The sequence below is a fragment of the Halobacterium sp. CBA1126 genome (assembly GCF_009741975.1).
Classification (GTDB): Archaea; Halobacteriota; Halobacteria; order Halobacteriales; family Halobacteriaceae; genus Halobacterium.
The window spans coordinates 1-19,076 of sequence record NZ_WPCF01000005.1; the positions used below are offsets into that span (position 1 = coordinate 1).

Below are 19,076 nucleotides of genomic sequence, written 5' to 3' on the forward strand. Positions count from 1 at the left end.
CCGGTAGCGGCATCCCCGGCTTCGGCATGGGCATCGCGCTCATCGCCGTGCTCGGCGCCGCCCTGCTGGCACTCCGCCAGAACATAACGAATCACGACCTGACGCCCGTAACGCGGTCACTAACGACGTACGCGATTTCTTTCTTTTGCGCGCTACGCCCTGTAGCGACGGCTCTATCGACACGACCGCTGGGCCGTATTCGCCACGCATACCGACAGCTCCACAGTCCCGCTGTCTCGGCACCAACACGCCCAGTGTCGCCCATTCCGTCTCACCTCGTGACGTCCACTGTTCCGCACGTCGACCCCGCCCTGTCCACGGCGAGCGAGACGCTCGTAAACATATCACTCGAACTGGCGGCGAGCAACCGCCGGGAGCTGCCACGTGGATCCCGGACTACTCGACGACACCCTCCTTTCGGGGTAGTGTTTAGATAAGCTGATTCCATGCGAAGGCGAACGCTTGTAACCAATTTTCAGCGGCACTCGCTTCGACGTGCCTTTCGGGTGGCAAAAAGCTAACCCGTTACCACGCATATAGCCAGATACGACCGCCCAACTCATGTCCCACCACACCGCACCGTCGACGACCTGCAGCACCCACCCGGTTGCGCTCCACTCAACGGGACCCAAATGAGCGTAGTCACCCGCCTTGTAGCGACGATCGTGGCTGTGTTCGTCGTGCTCTCGCTGGTGACCACCGCACCCGTCGCCGCCCAAACGGCGGATGAGACTGCTCCGTCACCATCGGCGAAATCGACGTCGAGCCAGCCAACCCCACGACCGACTCCCGAACTATCCTCACGCCCACGATTACGAACTCCGAGACGGCGACCGGGAACGCGAAACTCACCGAGGTGAGCATTCGGAGCGGCGGCGTCCTCAACACCGCGGACAACCTCGGCCGGCTCGGCGCCGGAGATTCGGTCGACGTCCCGCTCGCTCATACCTTCGACACGCCCGGCGAGCGCCGCATCACCGTCTCCGCGCGTGGCACCAATCCCGACGGCAGCGTCTTCGTCGTCCAGAAAGCCGTCTATCTCACCGTCGACGACCGCTCGACGGACGTCGACCTCTCCGCGCGCGCCCAGTCCGTGAACGGCTCGACGGGCGTCGCCGCGACGCTCACGCAGTACGGCACTGTCCCCGTGGAATCCGGCGAAATTCAGCTTCGCTCACAGGGTGAAACCGTCGACCGCGCCCCCGTCTCGAACGTCGCCGGCAGCCAGTCCCAGACCGTCACCTTCGACGGTGACACCATCCCCGCAGGCGAACTCACCGTCCGCGCCCAGTACACGCTCACGGACGAATACCGCACGCGAACCACGACGACGACGCTCCAGTACAACCCCCAGCGGGCTGCCGACATGGCGCTGACCGCCATCGAAACTACCGCGCGAGGAACGACGTACACGATCAGCGGTGATGCGTCGAACCTCGGCGGCGCCGACGCCGACGCCGTGCTCATCGACGTCGCCACGGCCGACGGTCTCTCCGCGAACGGCGGCTACTTCGTCGGCACCGTCGAAACCAGCGAGTTCGCCACCTTCGACCTCACCGTCACCGCCGACAGCCCCGTCGAAACCATCCCGGTTCAGGTCAACTACTCGGCCGACGGCGAGCAGTTCTCCGAAACCGTCACCGTCGACGTAAGTGACACGAATGCGGGCGTACCTGTCGACCGCGACCCCCGCCCACAGTCCGGCGGCTCGCCATTCGGCGGCCTCCCGGTGACCGCGCTCGCAGTCGGGGTCCTCGTCCTCGTCGGCGTTGGAATCGTTGCCTACCGCTGGCGTCGCTCATGAGCATCATCGAACTCGACGACGTGGTGAAACGCTACGAGAGCGGTGCCGAAACCGTCGAAGCGCTAAAAGGCGTGGATTTCCACTCCGACCGCGGCGAGATGGTGACGATCGTCGGCCCCTCCGGCTCCGGCAAGAGCACCATGCTCAACATGATCGGCCTGCTCGACTCCCCTACCGAGGGGACCGTCTCTCTCGACGGCCGGAACGTGACCGACCTCACGGAGGACGAACGCACCGAAGAACGCCGCTCCAAGCTCGGCTTCGTCTTCCAGTCATTTCACCTCTTACCGATGCTTACGGCCGTCGAGAACGTCGAACTCCCGTCGATGTGGGACACCACGGTCGACCGCCACGACCGCGCCATCGACCTGCTGGAGCGGGTCGGCCTCGGTGACCGCCTCCAACACACCCCCAAACAGCTGTCGGGCGGCCAGCAACAGCGCGTCGCCATCGCTCGCGCACTCATCAACAAACCCGATATCCTGCTGGCAGACGAGCCAACCGGGAATCTCGACCAGGCGACTGGCGGCACGATCCTCGAGGAGATGCAGCGGCTCAAAGACGAGGAGAACATCGCCGTCGTCTCAATCACCCACGACCAACAGCTCGAACAGTTCTCCGACCGCGTCGTCCGCCTCGTCGACGGGGTGGTGCGCTCGTGAGCATCCTCGCCCGATTCCCTAGCGTGTTGATGGCGTGGCGGAACCTCGGCCGCAACCGCGTCCGCACGGCGCTGGCGGCGCTCGGCATCGTCATCGGCGTGATGTCGATCGCGTCGCTCGGCATGGCCGGCGTCGCAATCAACCAGCAGGCAACCGCACAGCTCGGCAGCATCGCCAACGAGGTGACGATTACGCCCGGCGAAGACAACCCCGACGACGGCGTCACACAGGAACAACTCGAGGAGATCGAGGCGCTCGTCACGGACGCAGCCGTCGTCGAACAGAAAACCAACAGTACGGACGTCTCCGCGCGCGGTGAAGACGTCCGCGTCAGCGTTACCGGCGTCACCGAAGCCAACGAGCTCTACACCGTCTCGGCCGGTGAGGCACCATCGCGACTGCAGTCGGGAGCATTACTCTCGAATTCGACGGCCCAGGAGCTCGGGCTTGAGCTCGGCGACCCGGTCGAGTACGACGGCCAACTCTACCGCATCCGGGGCTTACTCGAGTCCGAGAACAGCTTCGGGCCGAGCGGCGGTGGGGAGCTAGTGTTGCCGCTATCAGCGCTTTCGGAGCAAGACCACTACGATTCGGTGACTATCATCACCGCAGACGGCGACGACACGGCGGCAATCGCCGACCGGATCGACGCCGCGTTCAACAGCTACGGCCGCACCGAGGACGTTCAACTGAGCATCTTCACCAGCGCCGACATCCAGAGCGGCATCAGCGGATTCATGAACACGCTCGAGCTGGCGCTGCTCGGCATCGGGTCGATCTCGCTGGTCGTTGCCAGCGTCGCCATCCTGAACGTGATGCTGATGAGTACCATCGAGCGCCGCGGGGAGATCGGAGTGCTGCGGGCGGTCGGCATCCGTCGCGGCGAGGTGCTGCGCATGATTCTCACGGAGGCAGCGTTCCTCGGGACGCTTGGTGGGTTCGTCGGGGCGCTTGCCTCATTCGCGATCGGCTTTCTCATGTTTGGCGCGCTCACCGGCGACCCGACGGGTGTGCTGGCCTGGCCCAGCGCCCGCTATCTCGTCTACGGGTTTGCGTTTGCGGTCGGCGCGAGCGTCCTGAGCGGGCTGTACCCCGCGTGGAAGGCCGCAAACGAATCCCCCGTTGACGCCCTGCGTGGATGATTTCGCGGCCGTACGCCACGTCGGCCCCACGATGGGTTTGCACGCCGAAGGCGACACCATCGAACCTGGGGTCGTTTCGGCGACGATACCGCGTTCATCTGCTACTCTCGGGCTAGCGCCTGCCTGACGGAACCGTCGAACCCAAACACTTAGGACGCGAGCGCCGCTACGGTCTGTTGCCCCGCCACCCCGATGACGGACCGTGTGCACTCCGACTAGCCTGTCGCACTCACGCGGCCTCCGGGTTGGCGGTGGCTCCCGTCACCAGGCTGATGGGTGTTCGCCCTCCATCCCCAGCAGGCGCCGCCTGGTGTGCCCCCACGCTGCGGGCGACCACCCATCGCTACGCGCCGGGTTCGCCGTGGCCCTTCGAACCGGTGTCTGCTGACTGAGGCCACGGCTGTCGCTGGCCAGACCCGACGGTGCGTCCGAGTGCGTCTCGCAGACAACTCGACGTTTTCCGCTCCGTCCGGCCAGCGACCACCCGCTTCGCATACTCGGCAGCGACACGCTTCGCGACGTCGCCGACGAAGCCGATGCTGTCGCTGGTCGCATCGATGTATTGGCAGCCTGCGGACTGCCGCCACTGGCGAGCGGTACTCTCACGGCTAGCTCTGTGGTGATTGCTGCGTGCCTAGGGCCGTCACCAACAAAACATAGTTTCAAGATGCAGTATTCCCAACGACACCGCTAATGAACGGTCCGCGTCGCTTCGGCGTGCTCTTCGTCAGTCTGCTCTGCGTCGCTGCCGTCGCCGTCCCCGCCGTCAGCGCGGCCAGCTCGGAGCCGATGGCCGTCGCTGAACCCGCCACCGACGACACACACAACTACAGCCAGCAGACAGCCAGCCCGAACATCTCAGTCACGGTCGGGGGGACAGTCCTCCCTGCCGGCGAGACGATCACGACGACGAATGACCCGGCGCTGACCCTGACTATCACCGCTGACGAACCGATCGAGATTATCTCCGTCCGTGTCGACGGCGAAACCCGCCGTTCGTACGTCCCCAATTCGACCACGTTCGCCGAGACGACGACGCTCGACCTCGATGCCGGTACCCACGACCTCGCCATCGTCGTCCGCACGGCCGATAGAACGACCACGTATGCCGCGACAGTGACTGAGGATTCGGGGGCACCACTGATGACGTTCGAATCCCCGATTTCAGCCGGGTTCGTCGGGCCGAATGGGACCTACGAGCAGCTTAATGACACGTACACGCTGAACAAATCAACCGTCGAGCTCCGAGGGCGCATCCACGACCAGTCGAACGTCGAGCAGGTTATCATCGAACACGAGTACCGCTATCAGTACGGCACCGAACCCCGGGACACGGACACTCGAATCGAGATCACGGAGCCCAATCAGACGATCTCCCGCACGCTCCGCCTCGGCCCGACACAACCCGACGTCGGAAGCGGCGTGAACAGCCTCACTATCGAGCTCCGCGACGAGTTCGGCCACGTTCGCGAATACGAGACCACGCTCCGTGTTGAGGACACGGACCCCCCGAATATCAGCGTGCTTAAACAGTATCCTGTCGCGACGCGTTCGGCCGTCCGCATCGACGCAGAGGCGACTGACCGCGTCGGGCTGGCATCGGTCGGCCTCCGCATCGGCCCAGCTAACGGGTCGGGCCAGCAGTATCTCTACACCGAGCGCCAGCCGACCAAACAGGCAATCAGCAAAGTCATCACCCCGACGGTCGACGTCTTCGATGGGACGCGCAACATCACGCTTATTGCGACCGACCAGGCCGGCCGGACGACAACCCGAGAACTCTCGGTCAACTACACGGAGCTCGTCACACCCCAAATCCAGTTCAACCGCTCGCTGTCCGGTTCAGTCGACGACCGCACGGTCCAGGCCGCTGGCACGGTCTCTGAGGGCCAGATCACTCGTGTCCGGATTGAAACACTCACCCCGGACGGCGAGACGATCGATATTAACTCCGTCTACAGCGGTGGCGTCACTGAAAACCTCACCTTCAGAGAGCGCCTCGACGCCGGGAGCTATCCCGCCGCGGTCCGCGTCCGTGTGCTCGACGTGACGGGCACCGAACACACCCGGCGGCTCGCGCTGTCCCAATCTGAACCCGCTGACCCACTGACTCGTCCCACCGAACAGTCTGCCGACCGTGGCATAGATACGATGAGCGAGACCACTCTAGGGGCAGTCGAATCCAGTGATCCGCTCGAACCAAGCAGCTCGAACCAGTCTTCGCTGTTAGGCGGTCTGCTCTCGTTTATCAGTCGGCATGCGCTCGCCATCGGGGTGCTCACTGCAGCTGGCATCGGTGGCGCAGCCTTTCGACAACGCCGCGGCTAACTAACGCTCTCGCCGCCACTCTGGGTTACAGCGGTAGCGAAGCGAAAGCCCCCTCTTCAGGGGTGGGATGAAGCCGACAACTGGGGAGCAAACCACGGGTGCGCCCCGGCCGATATTCCCCCGTTTTAATACCATTCAGCCATACGTTACATTTGTGAGAGAAGTCCGGTGGGTTGAGGGGCTAAGCGTCACGTGTCGGTAGCTGGTGCGTCGGCGAAGATCTCGACGCGGGACATAGGTAGCCACCCACACATCCATCTCACAGCCTCGCTCACCCAAACACTTACTAACATCCACCACTCAACGCAAGGTTGTCGCCGGTCATAATCCCTCGACTGGGTGTGCCCGCGGTATCACAGTTGCGTGGACTCCCATCCGAATTCGGCCGGCGACACTTCCTCTCCCGTAGAGAATTGCAGGAGAACCCCCAAGCTTTAGCCGTGGGATGAATCCGTAAGCTCCGTTCCACAAACCACCGGACGTAGTCACTATGACTCCCCCCAATACTGATAGCCCACCAGCACCACAGCTAATCTATGGAAGTGCGCCGGACTGTCCCCGTCACGCTTGACGTGGAGAGTGACGACGACGCACTTCTCTGCGACACCGTTAACGAATTTCTGTTCGCGGCACAGTTCGTGGTTGACTACGCCCTCCAAGGCGAATACGTCACGACAAGCAAAGGCCAACTCCAAGACGAAACCTACAACGACGTATGCGAGCAGACGCCGCTAAACACAGGGTTGGTCCAAAACGCCCGTAACAAGGCCGATAAAGCCTGCAAGAGCGTGGTTGAACGCTGGAAACAAGGCAAGAAAGCCTCGAAACCGCGTATGACTTCGCCACACGTCGTCTATGACCACCGCACCGCCATATTCTACGACGACTACGTGTCTCTCGCCACTACGGACGGTCGAGTTGAAGCCGACTACGTGCTACCAGACGAAGACAGCGACACGCCCCATGCAGACTATTTGTTCTCCGACGAGTACGAGACGACCGGGGCAGAACTTCATCGAAAGCACGGCGAGTGGCAACTTCACATCTACTGCAAGAAGGAAGCGGAGTCTGACACGCCGGACCAGGCAACGACCACGCACGGAACGGTGCTTGGTGTTGACCTCGGCGTGAACACCCTTGCCGTCACCTCGACAGGGACGTTCTGGACGGGTGACGAGTTCGACCACTGGCGCAGAGAGTACGAGAAGCAGCGTGGCGACCTCCAAGCGTGCGGGACGCGCTGGGCGCACGAGAACGTTCAGGCAGTTGGTCGCAAAGAGGAAGGACGGTTCAAGCTGACATTACACCGGATAGCGAACGAGTTGGTGGCTGAAGCCCGTGACCACGACTGTTCGGTGATTGCCTTCGAGGACTTGACGGATATTCGTGAGCGTACCAGCGCGTCGTGGGAGCACAAATGGGCGTTCAATCGCCACCACGAATACGTCGAATACAACGCCGCCGAGTACGGCATCGCGGTGGCACAGGTGGACCCAAAGAACACGTCGCGTCGGTGTTCGACGTGTGGATTCACGCACCCGGATAACCGCGAGAGTGAATCGTTCGAATGTCAACAGTGTGGCTACGAGAACAACACCGAGTACAACGCTGCGAAAAATATTGGGGCACGGTATCTTCGTCGCAACCTGGGGGCGACGAAGGCGCACCCTTAGGCGTGCGCTTGAACAGCGGGGCGCTGAACGTGAACGGTGAGTATGCATTACCTGCCGAAATCTCGGCCAGAACGGGCGTCCACACTGGGCCCCACCGCTTCAGCGGCGGGTAGCTCAATAATGGTCTAAATAGCGCCGATAGAACTAACCGCCGATGCTCAAGCAAATCACGCTCCATGGCCGGCCGTATGAGTCACGCCAGCGGATCTGTTGTATCCAAGAGGCCCACCAACACGTTGTCGAGGAATGCCAGTTACTACGCACGGAGGCAGCCGCATTCAGCGAGTTCTGTACCCGTGTTGACGCGATTGACTGTGACCCTCGCCCGCAGGTCGGCTCGCCGAACGTAGCGACACACGACACAGTTACGTCCCATGGAAATTCCGCGTCTCGACAGAGAGAGACACCGATTCGAGATGCGTACGTCGAGACGATAATGGCGACGCCACACTACGAAAGCGAATACGGGGATTCATACTGGGAGAGCGTTGCCGCGGAGTTCGGCAACGAGTTCGTGATGCTACTCAAACAGGCGGCAGCGATTCCACCCTCGTTACAACAGCAAGTACTGACGGCAGCACAGCAGGCGAAGACGCAACGCAAACAGCTGCTCGCGAGGCTCAAACAGGAAGCGGCCGCATTAGAAACAGCGAACGCGGAGCTACAGACCGTCGCAGAGGAGTTGACCGCTCTCCGAACACGGCCGTTGTACGACTGCACGCCAGCGGAACTTTGCCATCTTTGCGAGGATATCGACGACCTCCACGCGCAGTGCGAAGACGTCGCGGTTCGCCGCCAATCCGGCGATTTGACGGTGCAACCATTAGGGGCCAGCCTCGACGGTAACCGTCAACTCACCGGTTATTTTTACGAAGAACTGCCGACGACACACCCAGTCCTCTACGCGGTTGCAACTATCAGTCAGGAACTCACCTCGATGCAGGATACAATAACGACCATTCGTGACCAGTAAGTGCGGTCTGTCACACCGGGGAGTCAACTGTTTACGCGCTCGCGTGAAACACCACATATGCGCGTCGCAGCCATCGGTGTCGGCGGTGCGGGCGGACGCATCGTCGACGCCCTCCTCGAAGATGACGGGTCGCGGGACGTGTCGTATCTCGACGGTGCATGCGTTCTAGACACCGACCGCGCGGCTCTCGCCGACCTCAATACGGTCCCCGAGGCCGCACGGCAGCTGTTCGGGCAAGCCAAAACTAGTGGGACCGGAGCGGACGGTGATCCAGAGCGCGCGACAGCGGCATTCGAGGCCGACCGCATCGAAAGTCGGCGCGCCGCTGAAGACATCGTCACGGCCGAGGCCGCCGCAACCGTACTCATCGCCTCACTTGGCGGTGGCACCGGCGCTGGCGTCACCGCCAAACTCGCGGGTGCACTTCAGGAGCTGTACGACCACCCCATCTATGCAGTCACCGTCCTCCCTGCGGCCCACGAGGAGATTCCCGAGAGGAACCCGGCACGGGCGCTCCAAGCAGTGGATAGCGCGGTGGACGCACAGATCGTCTTCGACAACGACGTGTGGCTCGATCCGGACGACGACATCACAGCTGTCGCTGGAGAGCTAAATCAAGTGCTTGTGGAGCGGCTCGGCGCGCTCTTCAGCGCTGGTGAAGTTGCAGCCGCTGATACGGTGGGTCAGCGCGTCGTCGATGCCAGCGAGATCATCGCCACGCTGAACGAAGGCGGGTTAGCGACAATCGGGTACGCCGAGCAGCGCCTGCAAAGCGAGCAACAGTCCGGGCTAGAAGCAGTTCTCGACCGCATTCGTGGCCTCGTCGGGTCAGCTGACGGGGCTGTCGACGAAATCGCGGCGATCAAGACGGTCGAGACGACGCTTCGGCGGGCGACGCGGGGACGCTTAACTTTCGACTGTCCCCTAGATGGAGCAGCAAGCGGGCTGCTAGTCGTCGCCGGTCCACCGTCATGGCTACATCAGTCAGCGATCTCGGACGGGCAGAGCTGGCTCGCCGAGGAGATCGGGTCAGTGCAGCTCCGCACCGGCGACAATCCACTGCCGAACAGCGATAGTCTAAGCGTCCTCGTGGTATTCGCAGGAATCCGAGATGCACCACGGATCGACGCCCTGCGAACCACGGATCGGTAACGCAACTTGGGCAACGCCAGCTCCGTATCGAGCAGAAACAACCGCTCCAGCAGACACTGCAGTAGTATTGAGGGTTAGTTCGATATCCAGCCAGGCTCTTCGACGTCGGTGTCGTTGAGCTGGCTAACGGTCGCGGTGAGCGTCGTGGTTATCGTCTGGTCGCCCTGCGTGTACTCGAATTCGCCAGTAAACTGGCGAATCCGGCCACGATCGTCAACGGCGACTGTCCCCGAAAAGTCCGTCACCGTGGTGTTTGCACCCGTCGAGTTACGGAACGACTGCCGAAGCGCGTCGGTGCCCGCGGTCTCATACGCCATCACCTCATCGCCGTCAAACGTGTGGGTTCCGTTGCGTTCGAACGTGGCATTTGGCGATACGTACGTGGCGATCGGCTCAACGCCGCGTCGCGCAGATGTCACGTTGACAGCTTGGTCAGACTGTGAGACGCGTGTTTGGTTGCCGTACTGGAACCGCTGCTGGGTCCAATTCCCAGCCGTATAGACCGTCGTATTGGCGAACGAGTTCATCGAATGCTGGAGATACCGCTGGGCGGCGGGGTCGATCTGATATTCGATGCGAGAGGAAGTGTCGCCGGCCTGTGTAATCGCAAGGACGGTGGTGAAACTCGTGTCGTTTAACGCAGCCGCGTGGCGGTCGATCCGCTCGTCTGTAATCGACACGGTTTCCGGATAATCAGATGTTGTTGCGGGTGAGCTACCTATGCCGGCGCAACCGGCGAGCAGCAGCAGGCCGAGTACGGCGACCGTAAGAAATGGACGACGATGCATACGTTCAATCGGACCGCCGGGGAGAAAAGGGCTTGTACTTTCGGCGGGGTGGCAATCAGTAAGCCACCAGCCACTTGGCCCCTCTACTGTAGAGTTGGACTCGTAATTACGTAGATAGAGGGTCTCGTTCGAGAAGCGTCCGTGTCACGCGCAGTAGCTGTTGCTGTAGTAGTCTGTATCAAGTCGGGGACTGGTGGGTGTGGCTCCGCGTGGATGACAGCCTGACACCACTCCCAAGTCACCGACAGTCGAAAATAGACAGTGCAGCATATTAATTGTTGTGGTGAGACAGGGTGCAGTGTTCAGGTGCGGAGTCAATAGACGAGTAAGGTAATTAGTAGTTGGTAGTTTGTGGGCTCGGGTGTCGGCTTCCTCCCCGCCCACTGTGGGACGGGGAATCCGCCTCGCTACCTAGTTTGAATGGTGTGGTAGAGCCTTTCCTGCGTGTCTGTGCCCGAAACACTCGCCTCAACGGGAGTATCATCCAGATTGACTTAGAGTTTGTTGAACGAGAAACGATACCGCAGCTGCTGATGAAGGTCCGTATTCAACACGATCTTGCTGACCGCTGGCTTTCGAATACTGTCCCTATTCTTTAGATATTTGGTGCGAACGAATACGCTCCATCGTTCACAACTGGGTGCAAGGCCGAGTTACACCCCGAGCCTAGACGGAGCCCGGGCCCCGTCGCGGTAGACGAAACAGTGGTCCGACTCAATAACGAACAGTACTGGCTGTACGCTGCTGTCGTTCCCGAAACGAACGAATCACTCCATACAAATAAGAAACCAACGCTACGAACGTGATTCGCTCGTTTTCGCCGATTTCCGAGAGAAACACGGCGTCGATAATGCCGTGTTTCTCGTTGATGACGTACCCACACTGAAAGACGCTTGTCAGCGATACGGGCTTCGATTCCAGTAGGAAAACAGGGGGATCGGGATGGTACTGAGCAGATCTTTCGAGCGGTAAAACGACGAACAGCCTCGTTCTCAAACTGTTGCAGTATCGCCGCAGCAGATACCGCCGATGATTGGCTCAGTTCGTTCACCTTCACATGGAATCAGCTAATCTGAACACCACCGCATCACCGTTCAATCCCCAGTCATCGCTACTGGGGCATTCGGCAGTCCCGTCCGTGGACATATCCATCCTACCCTCCATCTGCGTAGCTCTTCGAGACACCCCCTTTTGTACGCCAACTAACAAAGTCCCTTGTGTGGTCAGTTCTTTCCTAAAGCGACTGGACTCCACGTTCAATTTAGCCTTACCCTTAGCCGTTGTCGCCCAGGCCGACTTCCGAAGAGCTGGAAGAAGGTCGATTTCTCTAAAATGGTAGTTCTCGGATTATGCGTCGTCTTCTCTCCGACGGCGGAGAGCGATAGCAGCGATAGCAACGATTGCGATTCCAGCGATCAGTTTGGGTCGAGACATACAGTTGGATGTACGTGTCTATGACACAAAAGGGTGGGCGGTCCGCAGTAGCGTGGACAGCCGGGGTTTCTTTGGAAGCATGAGAAGTATCCGATAACTTCCGCAGTTCTTCAACTCTCGAAGCGGAGAACGCAGTAATCACCCATCCATCCTACCACTCGCCGGTAGATAATAACTAGGGGCGTTTCCCAGATGACTCCGGCGGATGTCCCACCAAACACGGCAATCACTCTCCAGAGTGATAGACGGTCGGCGGCGAAACGGACCAGCACAGTCGCACTATCGACAGCGTGTCGGCTATGACCACGCAACTCGCAGCCGCCGGCGGTCAGACAACACAACAGGTCCTGCTCGTCGACGGTATCGCTGGCGGTTTCTCCGGTCCACTCGTCGGGCTCGTCCTCGTTAGTGCCTGCGTTAGCTGGGCCGGCTATCGGCGCTTCCGGACCACCGACTGATTGCACGCTGCGAGTTATGAGCCACGATTTTTAGCAGTGTGGTTCTTAGCGGGAGTTATGGACGATACCGCCCTGACAGAGACGCTCAAGGAGTTGGGATTATCGACGTACGCCGCAGAGACTTTCCTCGGGTTACAGCGGGTTGGCACTGCAACAGCCAGCGACATCGCCGCCGTTACTGACGTCCCGCGTTCGCAGGTGTACGGGGCAGCTGATGAGCTAGCACAGCTTGGCTTGGTAAACGTTCAATCAGCGAACCCCAAAGAGTTCCGGGCTGTCGCTCCGGATACAGCCGGTGAACTGCTACAGTCACGAATTGCTCGACAGACGACGGAGATGGTGAACCAACTGGAAGCGATTCGGGAGGCGGACGCTCGGCCCGGACAGGAGGAATCGAATTCAATCTGGCGGGTGCAAGGACTGCAAAACACCAACCAGAAGGCAATCGACCTCCTTGAATCCGCGGACCGCCGAGTTCAGTACTACGTTACTGCTGCTGCGTTTCTTCCGAGCACCGCGGTTGACGCTCTCAAGGCGACCGCCGTCGACGACTGCACGGTCTCAGTATTTGCACCGGCTGATACTACAGTTGCTGAGCGTCAACCAGAACTAACCACGGAAACAATCGGTGTCGAGTATATTGACCCTCCGACCGCGTTTGCGGACAACTGCACCCGGCTTCTGGTCGTCGATGACAGCGCAGTCCTGGTCGGCGTCACAACGCCACGGGCCCCCCACGAGGAGCTATGCTTCTGGAGTGCCAGTGAACGAATCGCCCCGCCACTCGCAGTGGCTTTTCGCGCGGTGCTGCGCCAGTAGTGTCCCCATCGCACACGTGGGCTGACGGGCGTTGACTGCGGGACCCATCAAGGGAGCTGCCGCCATTCCGTCCCGCACTCCGGGCAGGCCCGAACCGTACCGACCTCATCGGGATCGTTCTTCGTGACCAACTGTTCCTCGCAGTCCGCACACTCCAAGCGCTCGTACACATCTTTCGAAATTGCACCCTCGCGAAGGGCACGTCGAACGGAATCCATACATCCGGCTCCGCGCTCCCGGCAGAAAAACTCTGCTGGTCATAGAGCCTGATACGTAGCGAGCGGAAGTTCTCTCCTTCATCGACAGGAGGATATCTATCTGTCGACGACTCAGTCCGCGAGAACCGTCTCCAAATAAGCGTGAATCGCTTCGCGGACTGGCTCTACGTCCGCATTCGTCGTGACTCGGCGGGAGAAGACGCCGATCAAAAGCGTTGAAACGACCGACGCCACGCATTCCGCATCGACGTCAGCAAACTGGCCACTGTCGATCCCCGCTTGAATGACATCCCTAATGTGGTCCTGCTGGAGACGCGTAATCTCCGTAATCTTCTCTCGGTAGGCGTCATCGTGGGTTGCCTGTGCCCGAATCTGTATGAATACTCGAAGCGTCTCCTCCGACGGTGGCGAGAACCCCGTTGGCTCCCCGTTTATCTGTCGTCCAAAGACGATCTGATCGATGAAGCACCGGAGCTGCTGAAGGGGGTCGGCATCCTCCCGCTGAACCGTCCGGTATTTCATCTCCTCGATGACGTAATCAACGAGCGCGAGCAGGAGGCTGTCCTTGTCCGAGTAATAGTGATACACCGATGCCTTCTCGATGCCGGCCTCCTCTGCGATGCGGCTCATCGTGAGCCCACTGTAGCCATACCGCTCCAAAACGATAAACGAGGCCCGGAGAATTCCCTCACGAGTGTCCTCTGGAGGGCCTGCAAAGGGGCTCTCTATATCCATAGTTGTACTTCTCGGGGTGGTTTTTTTCAAGTTGCTGTTTGACAAAGTACTGTTGTAAGTATAAAGGTTGATTACCTCCCAAACGTTCGGTAGGCACACAGTCGGGCAGCTGACAGCAACCGACACTCGCTCTCGAGCCGACTACTGCACCGTACGAGCACCCCCAATCACGATGACAGGACCGCCCACACTCCACTCCGCTGGACTATACACGCAGATGAACGCCCAAACCAAACTTCCACGGTATCACTCAGCACTATCTCCCGCGACACGGCTGTCGCCGGTGAACCACAACACCGCTAACGAACGCACGTAATGAACACGTCACGAATCCCGACGATCATCGTCGTTGCGGTCGTCGTAGCTTCGGTCGCCATCGCAGGCGTTCCTGGCGCAGTCAGCGCCCAAGAATCCGGGGAAGTAATCGGCCAACCGGACATTTCCTTCGCCACGTCAACCGGCGAAGTCTCAGCCGGGACCAGCGACGAACTCAGCATCGCGATCACGAACCGCGGATCCATCGATAAGGGTGGCCCGTCCCAATACGAAAACCGAGTGACGACCGCCCGAGGGATGACGATGAGCCTGGATGACGGCAACGTGCCGATTGACGTTCAAGCCGGTGAACTCTCCATCGGGAACGTCCCAACTGGCTCCAGCCAAGTGGCAGTCCCGATCGAAATCGCTGAAGATGCTGCATCGGGCACGTACAAGATTCCGGTCGAGTACGAGTACCAGTTCTCACGAGTCGTTGACTACGACGCGTACGGAACCGATTACAGTGACTTCACACGCACGCGTACCGGGTCTATCACGGTGGTGGTAGCTGACGACGCCCGCTTCGAAGTGGTTGACATCTCTGGCACGGCCCAGATCGGCGATGACAGTGACGTCTCGATGACACTTCGAAATACGGGCGCGGAAATCGCTCGTGGAGCCACCGTCGGTATAACCTCCCGCAGCAACGCATTAACCTTTGATTCCGGTGGCCCGAGCGCAACGTCGTACGTGGGTGACTGGGAGTCCGGGGAGACCCGGAACGTGTCGTATGGCGTCTCTCTCGCACCCGATGCGACACAGCGTGGGTACACGCTCGATCTAACGGTTGACTACGAGGATGCGAACGGCATCAGCCAGTCATCCGAGCCGATGACAGCCGGCGTTGAGGCCATCGATGAACAAGCGTTCGCGTTCAGTGATGTAGACACGTCACTTCGCGTGGGTGAGGACGGCGAAATCACGGGGACCGTCACAAACCAGGGCCCACAGCCTGCAAGGAGTGTCGTCGTTCGCTACGCCGATGAGTCCACGACGATGGTGCCGATCGAAGAATCTGTCGCCGTCGGCTCGCTCGACGCGGGCGAATCCGCATCGTTCCGACTGCCGATCGAAGTTACGAGTAGCGCCGAGGCGAGTCCGAACCTAATCGACTTCGCAGTTGACTACCGGAACGCCGATGGTGACCGGCGGGCGTACGATAAGCTCGACGTCCGCGCTGCTGTCGCTCCCGAACGCGATCAGTTTACTGTTGAGCTCGCCGAACGGACAATCGAGACGGGCGGCTCACGCACGATCGCTGTCGACGTGACGAACAATCTGAACGAAACCGTCACGGACATCGAAGCACGGCTGTTCGCTGACGACCCCCTCGATACGGGTGATGCAGACACCGGCTACGTCGAGTCTATGGAGCCAGGGGAAACCGTCACGGTGTCCTTCGAGTTGACGGCAGCGTCGTCGGCAACGCCGGATAAGACGTACCCGATTTCGTTCGACTTCCGGTACGACGACCAGCGGGGGAACAGCCAGTTGACGGACACCATGCGCGTCCCGATCAACGTCGTGGAGAGTAGTGGTGGCGGCCTCCCGATGCCGCTAATCATCGGCGCAGTCGTCCTCATCGGGGGGGGCTGCAGCAGTGCTCTGGTATCGGAGGCAGTAACTGATGGGAATCGGAGACCGGATTGAGGCGGCGACAAGACGACTCAACGACACGATCGTCTCCCGTCCGCGTGCGGTCGTGTTGGCGTTTCTCGTCGTCACAGCCATGTTCGTCGGTGGCTTCGGGCTGATCTCGACCGAAACCGATTCGACCGAATCATTCACCGATGGTCTTGAAGCACAGCAGGCGCTCGATTCGGTCAACGCGGAGTTCGAGGACCCATTCCAGCCGGAGATGGAGTCCACGCAGCTCATCCATACCGGCGGCAACGTCCTCACGAAGGAAGCGCTCGTCCGGAATATCCGCCTCATCGAACAGATCGAAAGCCGCGACGACCTCCGAATGGCGTCGGCGACCGGGCCGGCAGCGATTGTCGCCCAAGCGATCGATCCATCAGCGACAACGGTTACTGAACAGCGTCGCGTGCTCGAAGCTGCGTCGGCAACTGAAATCCGGCAAACAATCCGCAGCCTCGCTGACGACCCCCGGTTTACGGGCGTTATCTCGGAGGACTTCAATCCAACGTCCGTTTCTGCAACGGCGTCAATCACATCCGTCTCTCACGATGTCCCCCAAGGGTTCACGGATAGTGACCTGACCGCGGTCCAGACGTCCATTCAGTCGCTTGCGAGTAGTGAACCCGGCGATATCCGTGCGTTCGGTGCTGGGATCACGAACGCGGAGATGAGCAACGTTATCAGTGACTCACTAATCATCGTGATGCCGGTCGTCGTCATTCTCTTGTTGGTCTTCCTGGTGGTCGCATACCGGGACCCGATCGACCTGCTGTTGGGGTTGTTCGCCCTATTGATGACAATCATCTGGACGTTTGGGTTCCTCGGCTACTCGGGGATTCCCTTCAACCAACAGATGATCTCCGTCCCCGTATTGCTGCTGGCAGTCGGGGTTGACTTCGGGATTCACATCATCAACCGCTATCGGGAGGAAACAGTCCAAGGCTTCGAACCGGTCGAGGCGATGCGGACAGCGAACAACCAGTTGATGATCGCGTTCGTGATCGTCACTGTGACGACCGTATTCGGGTTCGGGGCGAACGTCATCTCGGACCTCACCCCGATCCGGAACATGGGTATCGCGTCGAGTGCAGGAATTATCTTCACGTTCCTCATCTTCGGCCTGTTTCTCCCGGCAGCAAAGCTTGAAGTAGATAAACTCCGGGACCGATTGGGTGTTCCTGAGTTCAACTCGGAGCCGATTGCGTCCGAAGACTCTGCACTCGGTCGTGCACTATCGCTACCCGCCGTTGTAAGCCGGTATGCGCCCACCGTTTTCGTGCTCGTCTTACTGCTTACGGGCGGTGTCGCCGCCGCCTACGGTTCTGGAGTTGACACGTCCTTCGAGACGGAGGACTTCCTCCCACCCGAACAACAACCAGGGTACGTGACAGGACTGCCGGAGCCGTTTGCGCCCAGTGACTACACTGTCACGGAGACGACGAACTTACTCGAAGACAAATTCGCAACGAACCAAGATCAATCAGTGACAATATATTTCGAGGGGTCGTTCGAGGAAGACCACGCGCTCGAAGCGCTTGCCAGCCCGAATGATGATCCACCTGAGGAGCTCGCAGTCGGTGCCGGTGGTGGGGCGCAGGCTCAAAGTATCCTCACGGTTATCCGATCGCACGCCCAGCAGAACCCCGAATTCGCGGAACTTGTCGCGCGAAACGACCGAAATGACAACGGTATTCCCGATCGAAACCTCGACCGCATCTACGATGTGCTGTTTGCGTCCAGCGCAAGCGACCAAGCATCACAGTATCTGACGGAAGACCGGCAGGCAGCCCAGGTCGTCTATTCGATAGACTCGGATGCCTCACAGTCAGCGGCTGCCGACGCAACCCGACAGTTCACCGAAGACTTCCGGTACACCGCAACGGCAACAGGCCAGGTCGTGGTGTTTGACGCCGTTACGGGGATTATCTTCACGTCCGCGATTGAGGGACTGGTGCTTGCCATCGGCTTGACCGCGCTCTTCCTCGTGATCGCCTACGGGGTGTTGGAGCGGAAACCGATGCTCGGCATGGTGAACGTGTTCCCCATCCTCATCTCGATTGCGTACTTAATCGGGACGATGCGATATCTTGGGATGGCATTAAACGCCTTGACAGCAACTATCCTCTCAATCTCGATCGGACTCGGAATCGCCTACTCCGTTCACACAACGCATCGCTTTATCGACGAGTTCAACGAGAGCAGCGATGCACACAAGGCGATGGTGCGCACGCTCTCAGGAACTGGTGGGGCGCTGTTAGGCAGCATGCTAACCACCTCTCTCGGGACGGGTGCACTTGCACTCGCCATCACCCCCGTTCTTGGTGACTTCGGGCTGTTGATGGCGATTAGTGTGGTGTACTCGTTCATCTTCTCCATCGTCGCATTACCACCCGCAGTATTGCTGTGGTCACGGTACCGTAACAGCGAACCCCTCGCGATACTGCGTTCCCGCTGACATCCGCCCACGGCTAAAGCTGTGGGAGCTCCCCCACTGGATTGAACCCACGGACACGGAGAGGTTCGCAGGTTCGTCGTCGATCGTAACGACGAACCTGTGATTCGGGCCGTGCCAGTACAACCCCCGTCTCGGACAGCGGCTCTCGTTGCCTAACAGTTGTTGCAAATACGATTTCTTTATTCGTCGTGGACGGCATCACATGCCGTTCCACGCCTACGTACTCGGCAATCACTGAATAGAAGATCGCGTGTTTTCAACTACTGCTAAGGCTCGTTTCCCAACATTCAGCGCCGCGCTCTTGTCTGCATCGTCGTCCAACCCGGATTCAGGCTGTAGAACACCGTGCTCCCCTCTTAATTCAACGCCGGTGAGACACGCGTCGGCCGCATTCCACTCGTTTATAGGCTGCACAGGCGCAATACCACAGTCTTCAGGCCGTGGTATTTCACCTGTGCAGCCTATAAACCAGCTGA

At 60.0% G+C, this 19,076-nt stretch carries 13 protein-coding genes and 3 pseudogenes; 12 read left to right on the top strand and 4 right to left on the bottom strand.

Annotated features, from left to right (window positions below; translation table 11 throughout):
* The first annotated feature begins 11 nt into the window (after window positions 1–11).
* Complete coding sequence (locus GJ634_RS16825; RefSeq protein ID WP_394350860.1) at window positions 12–437, top strand: PGF-CTERM sorting domain-containing protein; 426 nt, start codon at window positions 12–14, stop codon at window positions 435–437.
* On the opposite strand, the pseudogene GJ634_RS01245 reads toward GJ634_RS16825, so the two are convergent.
* A pseudogene (locus GJ634_RS01245) lies at window positions 430–498 on the bottom strand (IS6 family transposase); the annotation flags it as partial. The gene GJ634_RS16825 and the pseudogene GJ634_RS01245 sit on opposite strands and share 8 nt — an antisense overlap.
* Window positions 499–856: 358 nt before the next feature.
* Here GJ634_RS01245 and GJ634_RS01250 point away from each other — a divergent pair.
* The 7 genes and pseudogenes from GJ634_RS01250 to GJ634_RS01280 all read left to right on the top strand — a co-directional run bounded on the left by GJ634_RS01250 (window position 857) and on the right by GJ634_RS01280 (window position 9,734).
* A complete protein-coding gene (locus tag GJ634_RS01250) occupies window positions 857–1,804 on the top strand; it encodes a hypothetical protein (RefSeq protein WP_231736896.1) in 948 nt (315 codons plus the stop codon).
* Window positions 1,801–2,466, top strand: coding sequence for an ABC transporter ATP-binding protein (locus tag GJ634_RS01255; RefSeq protein ID WP_157500088.1), 666 nt, complete (start codon window positions 1,801–1,803; stop codon window positions 2,464–2,466). Before GJ634_RS01250 ends, GJ634_RS01255 begins: the two co-directional genes overlap by 4 nt.
* 29 nt (window positions 2,467–2,495) lie before the next feature.
* Complete coding sequence (locus GJ634_RS01260; protein ID WP_157500154.1) at window positions 2,496–3,608, top strand: ABC transporter permease; 1,113 nt, start codon at window positions 2,496–2,498, stop codon at window positions 3,606–3,608.
* 789 nt (window positions 3,609–4,397) lie between these two features.
* Window positions 4,398–5,936 carry a hypothetical protein gene (locus GJ634_RS01265; RefSeq protein ID WP_157500090.1) on the top strand — a complete coding sequence of 513 codons (1,539 nt, stop codon included), beginning with the start codon at window positions 4,398–4,400 and terminating at the stop codon, window positions 5,934–5,936.
* Window positions 5,937–6,472: 536 nt separating this feature from the next.
* A pseudogene (locus GJ634_RS01270) lies at window positions 6,473–7,722 on the top strand (RNA-guided endonuclease InsQ/TnpB family protein).
* A gap of 323 nt (window positions 7,723–8,045) precedes the next feature.
* Entirely contained in the window at window positions 8,046–8,582 is a 537-nt protein-coding gene (locus GJ634_RS01275; protein ID WP_157500092.1) for a hypothetical protein, read from the top strand.
* A 57-nt stretch (window positions 8,583–8,639) separates the two neighbouring features.
* Window positions 8,640–9,734, top strand: coding sequence for a tubulin/FtsZ family protein (locus GJ634_RS01280; protein WP_157500094.1), 1,095 nt, complete (start codon window positions 8,640–8,642; stop codon window positions 9,732–9,734).
* A 74-nt stretch (window positions 9,735–9,808) separates the two neighbouring features.
* Here the strand turns inward: GJ634_RS01280 and GJ634_RS01285 are convergent, their stop codons facing one another.
* On the bottom strand, window positions 9,809–10,522 hold the full coding sequence (locus GJ634_RS01285) for a hypothetical protein (RefSeq protein ID WP_157500096.1): 714 nt from the start codon (window positions 10,520–10,522) through the stop codon (window positions 9,809–9,811).
* Between the two features lie 440 nt (window positions 10,523–10,962).
* Here GJ634_RS01285 and GJ634_RS01290 point away from each other — a divergent pair.
* A pseudogene (locus tag GJ634_RS01290) lies at window positions 10,963–11,598 on the top strand (IS6 family transposase).
* A gap of 873 nt (window positions 11,599–12,471) precedes the next feature.
* Complete coding sequence (locus tag GJ634_RS01300) at window positions 12,472–13,233, top strand: TrmB family transcriptional regulator (protein WP_157500098.1); 762 nt, start codon at window positions 12,472–12,474, stop codon at window positions 13,231–13,233.
* 47 nt (window positions 13,234–13,280) lie between these two features.
* On the opposite strand, the gene GJ634_RS16545 is transcribed toward GJ634_RS01300, so the two are convergent.
* A complete protein-coding gene (locus GJ634_RS16545; protein ID WP_331713938.1) occupies window positions 13,281–13,451 on the bottom strand; it encodes an HVO_0758 family zinc finger protein in 171 nt (56 codons plus the stop codon).
* Between the two features lie 111 nt (window positions 13,452–13,562).
* Window positions 13,563–14,186, bottom strand: coding sequence for a TetR/AcrR family transcriptional regulator (locus GJ634_RS01305; RefSeq protein ID WP_157500100.1), 624 nt, complete (start codon window positions 14,184–14,186; stop codon window positions 13,563–13,565).
* Window positions 14,187–14,501: 315 nt separating this feature from the next.
* Here GJ634_RS01305 and GJ634_RS15800 point away from each other — a divergent pair, with 315 nt between their 5' ends.
* Complete coding sequence (locus GJ634_RS15800; RefSeq protein WP_231736897.1) at window positions 14,502–16,154, top strand: COG1361 S-layer family protein; 1,653 nt, start codon at window positions 14,502–14,504, stop codon at window positions 16,152–16,154.
* Window positions 16,132–18,600: an RND family transporter gene (locus GJ634_RS01315; RefSeq protein ID WP_157500102.1), complete on the top strand. Its 2,469-nt coding sequence runs from the start codon at window positions 16,132–16,134 to the stop codon at window positions 18,598–18,600. Before GJ634_RS15800 ends, GJ634_RS01315 begins: the two co-directional genes overlap by 23 nt.
* Window positions 18,601–19,076 lie beyond the last annotated feature (476 nt).

Coding starts and splice junctions, on each gene's coding strand:
- GJ634_RS01255 (WP_157500088.1), top strand. CDS start 1,801: ATGAGCATCATCGAACTCGACGACGTGGTGAAACGCTACGAGAGCGGT.
- GJ634_RS01260 (WP_157500154.1), top strand. CDS start 2,496: ATGGCGTGGCGGAACCTCGGCCGCAACCGCGTCCGCACGGCGCTGGCG.
- GJ634_RS01265 (WP_157500090.1), top strand. CDS start 4,398: ATGGCCGTCGCTGAACCCGCCACCGACGACACACACAACTACAGCCAG.
- GJ634_RS01275 (WP_157500092.1), top strand. CDS start 8,046: ATGGCGACGCCACACTACGAAAGCGAATACGGGGATTCATACTGGGAG.
- GJ634_RS01280 (WP_157500094.1), top strand. CDS start 8,640: ATGCGCGTCGCAGCCATCGGTGTCGGCGGTGCGGGCGGACGCATCGTC.
- GJ634_RS01285 (WP_157500096.1), bottom strand. CDS start 10,522: ATGCATCGTCGTCCATTTCTTACGGTCGCCGTACTCGGCCTGCTGCTG.
- GJ634_RS01300 (WP_157500098.1), top strand. CDS start 12,472: ATGGACGATACCGCCCTGACAGAGACGCTCAAGGAGTTGGGATTATCG.
- GJ634_RS16545 (WP_331713938.1), bottom strand. CDS start 13,451: ATGGATTCCGTTCGACGTGCCCTTCGCGAGGGTGCAATTTCGAAAGAT.
- GJ634_RS01305 (WP_157500100.1), bottom strand. CDS start 14,186: ATGGATATAGAGAGCCCCTTTGCAGGCCCTCCAGAGGACACTCGTGAG.
- GJ634_RS15800 (WP_231736897.1), top strand. CDS start 14,502: ATGAACACGTCACGAATCCCGACGATCATCGTCGTTGCGGTCGTCGTA.
- GJ634_RS01315 (WP_157500102.1), top strand. CDS start 16,132: ATGGGAATCGGAGACCGGATTGAGGCGGCGACAAGACGACTCAACGAC.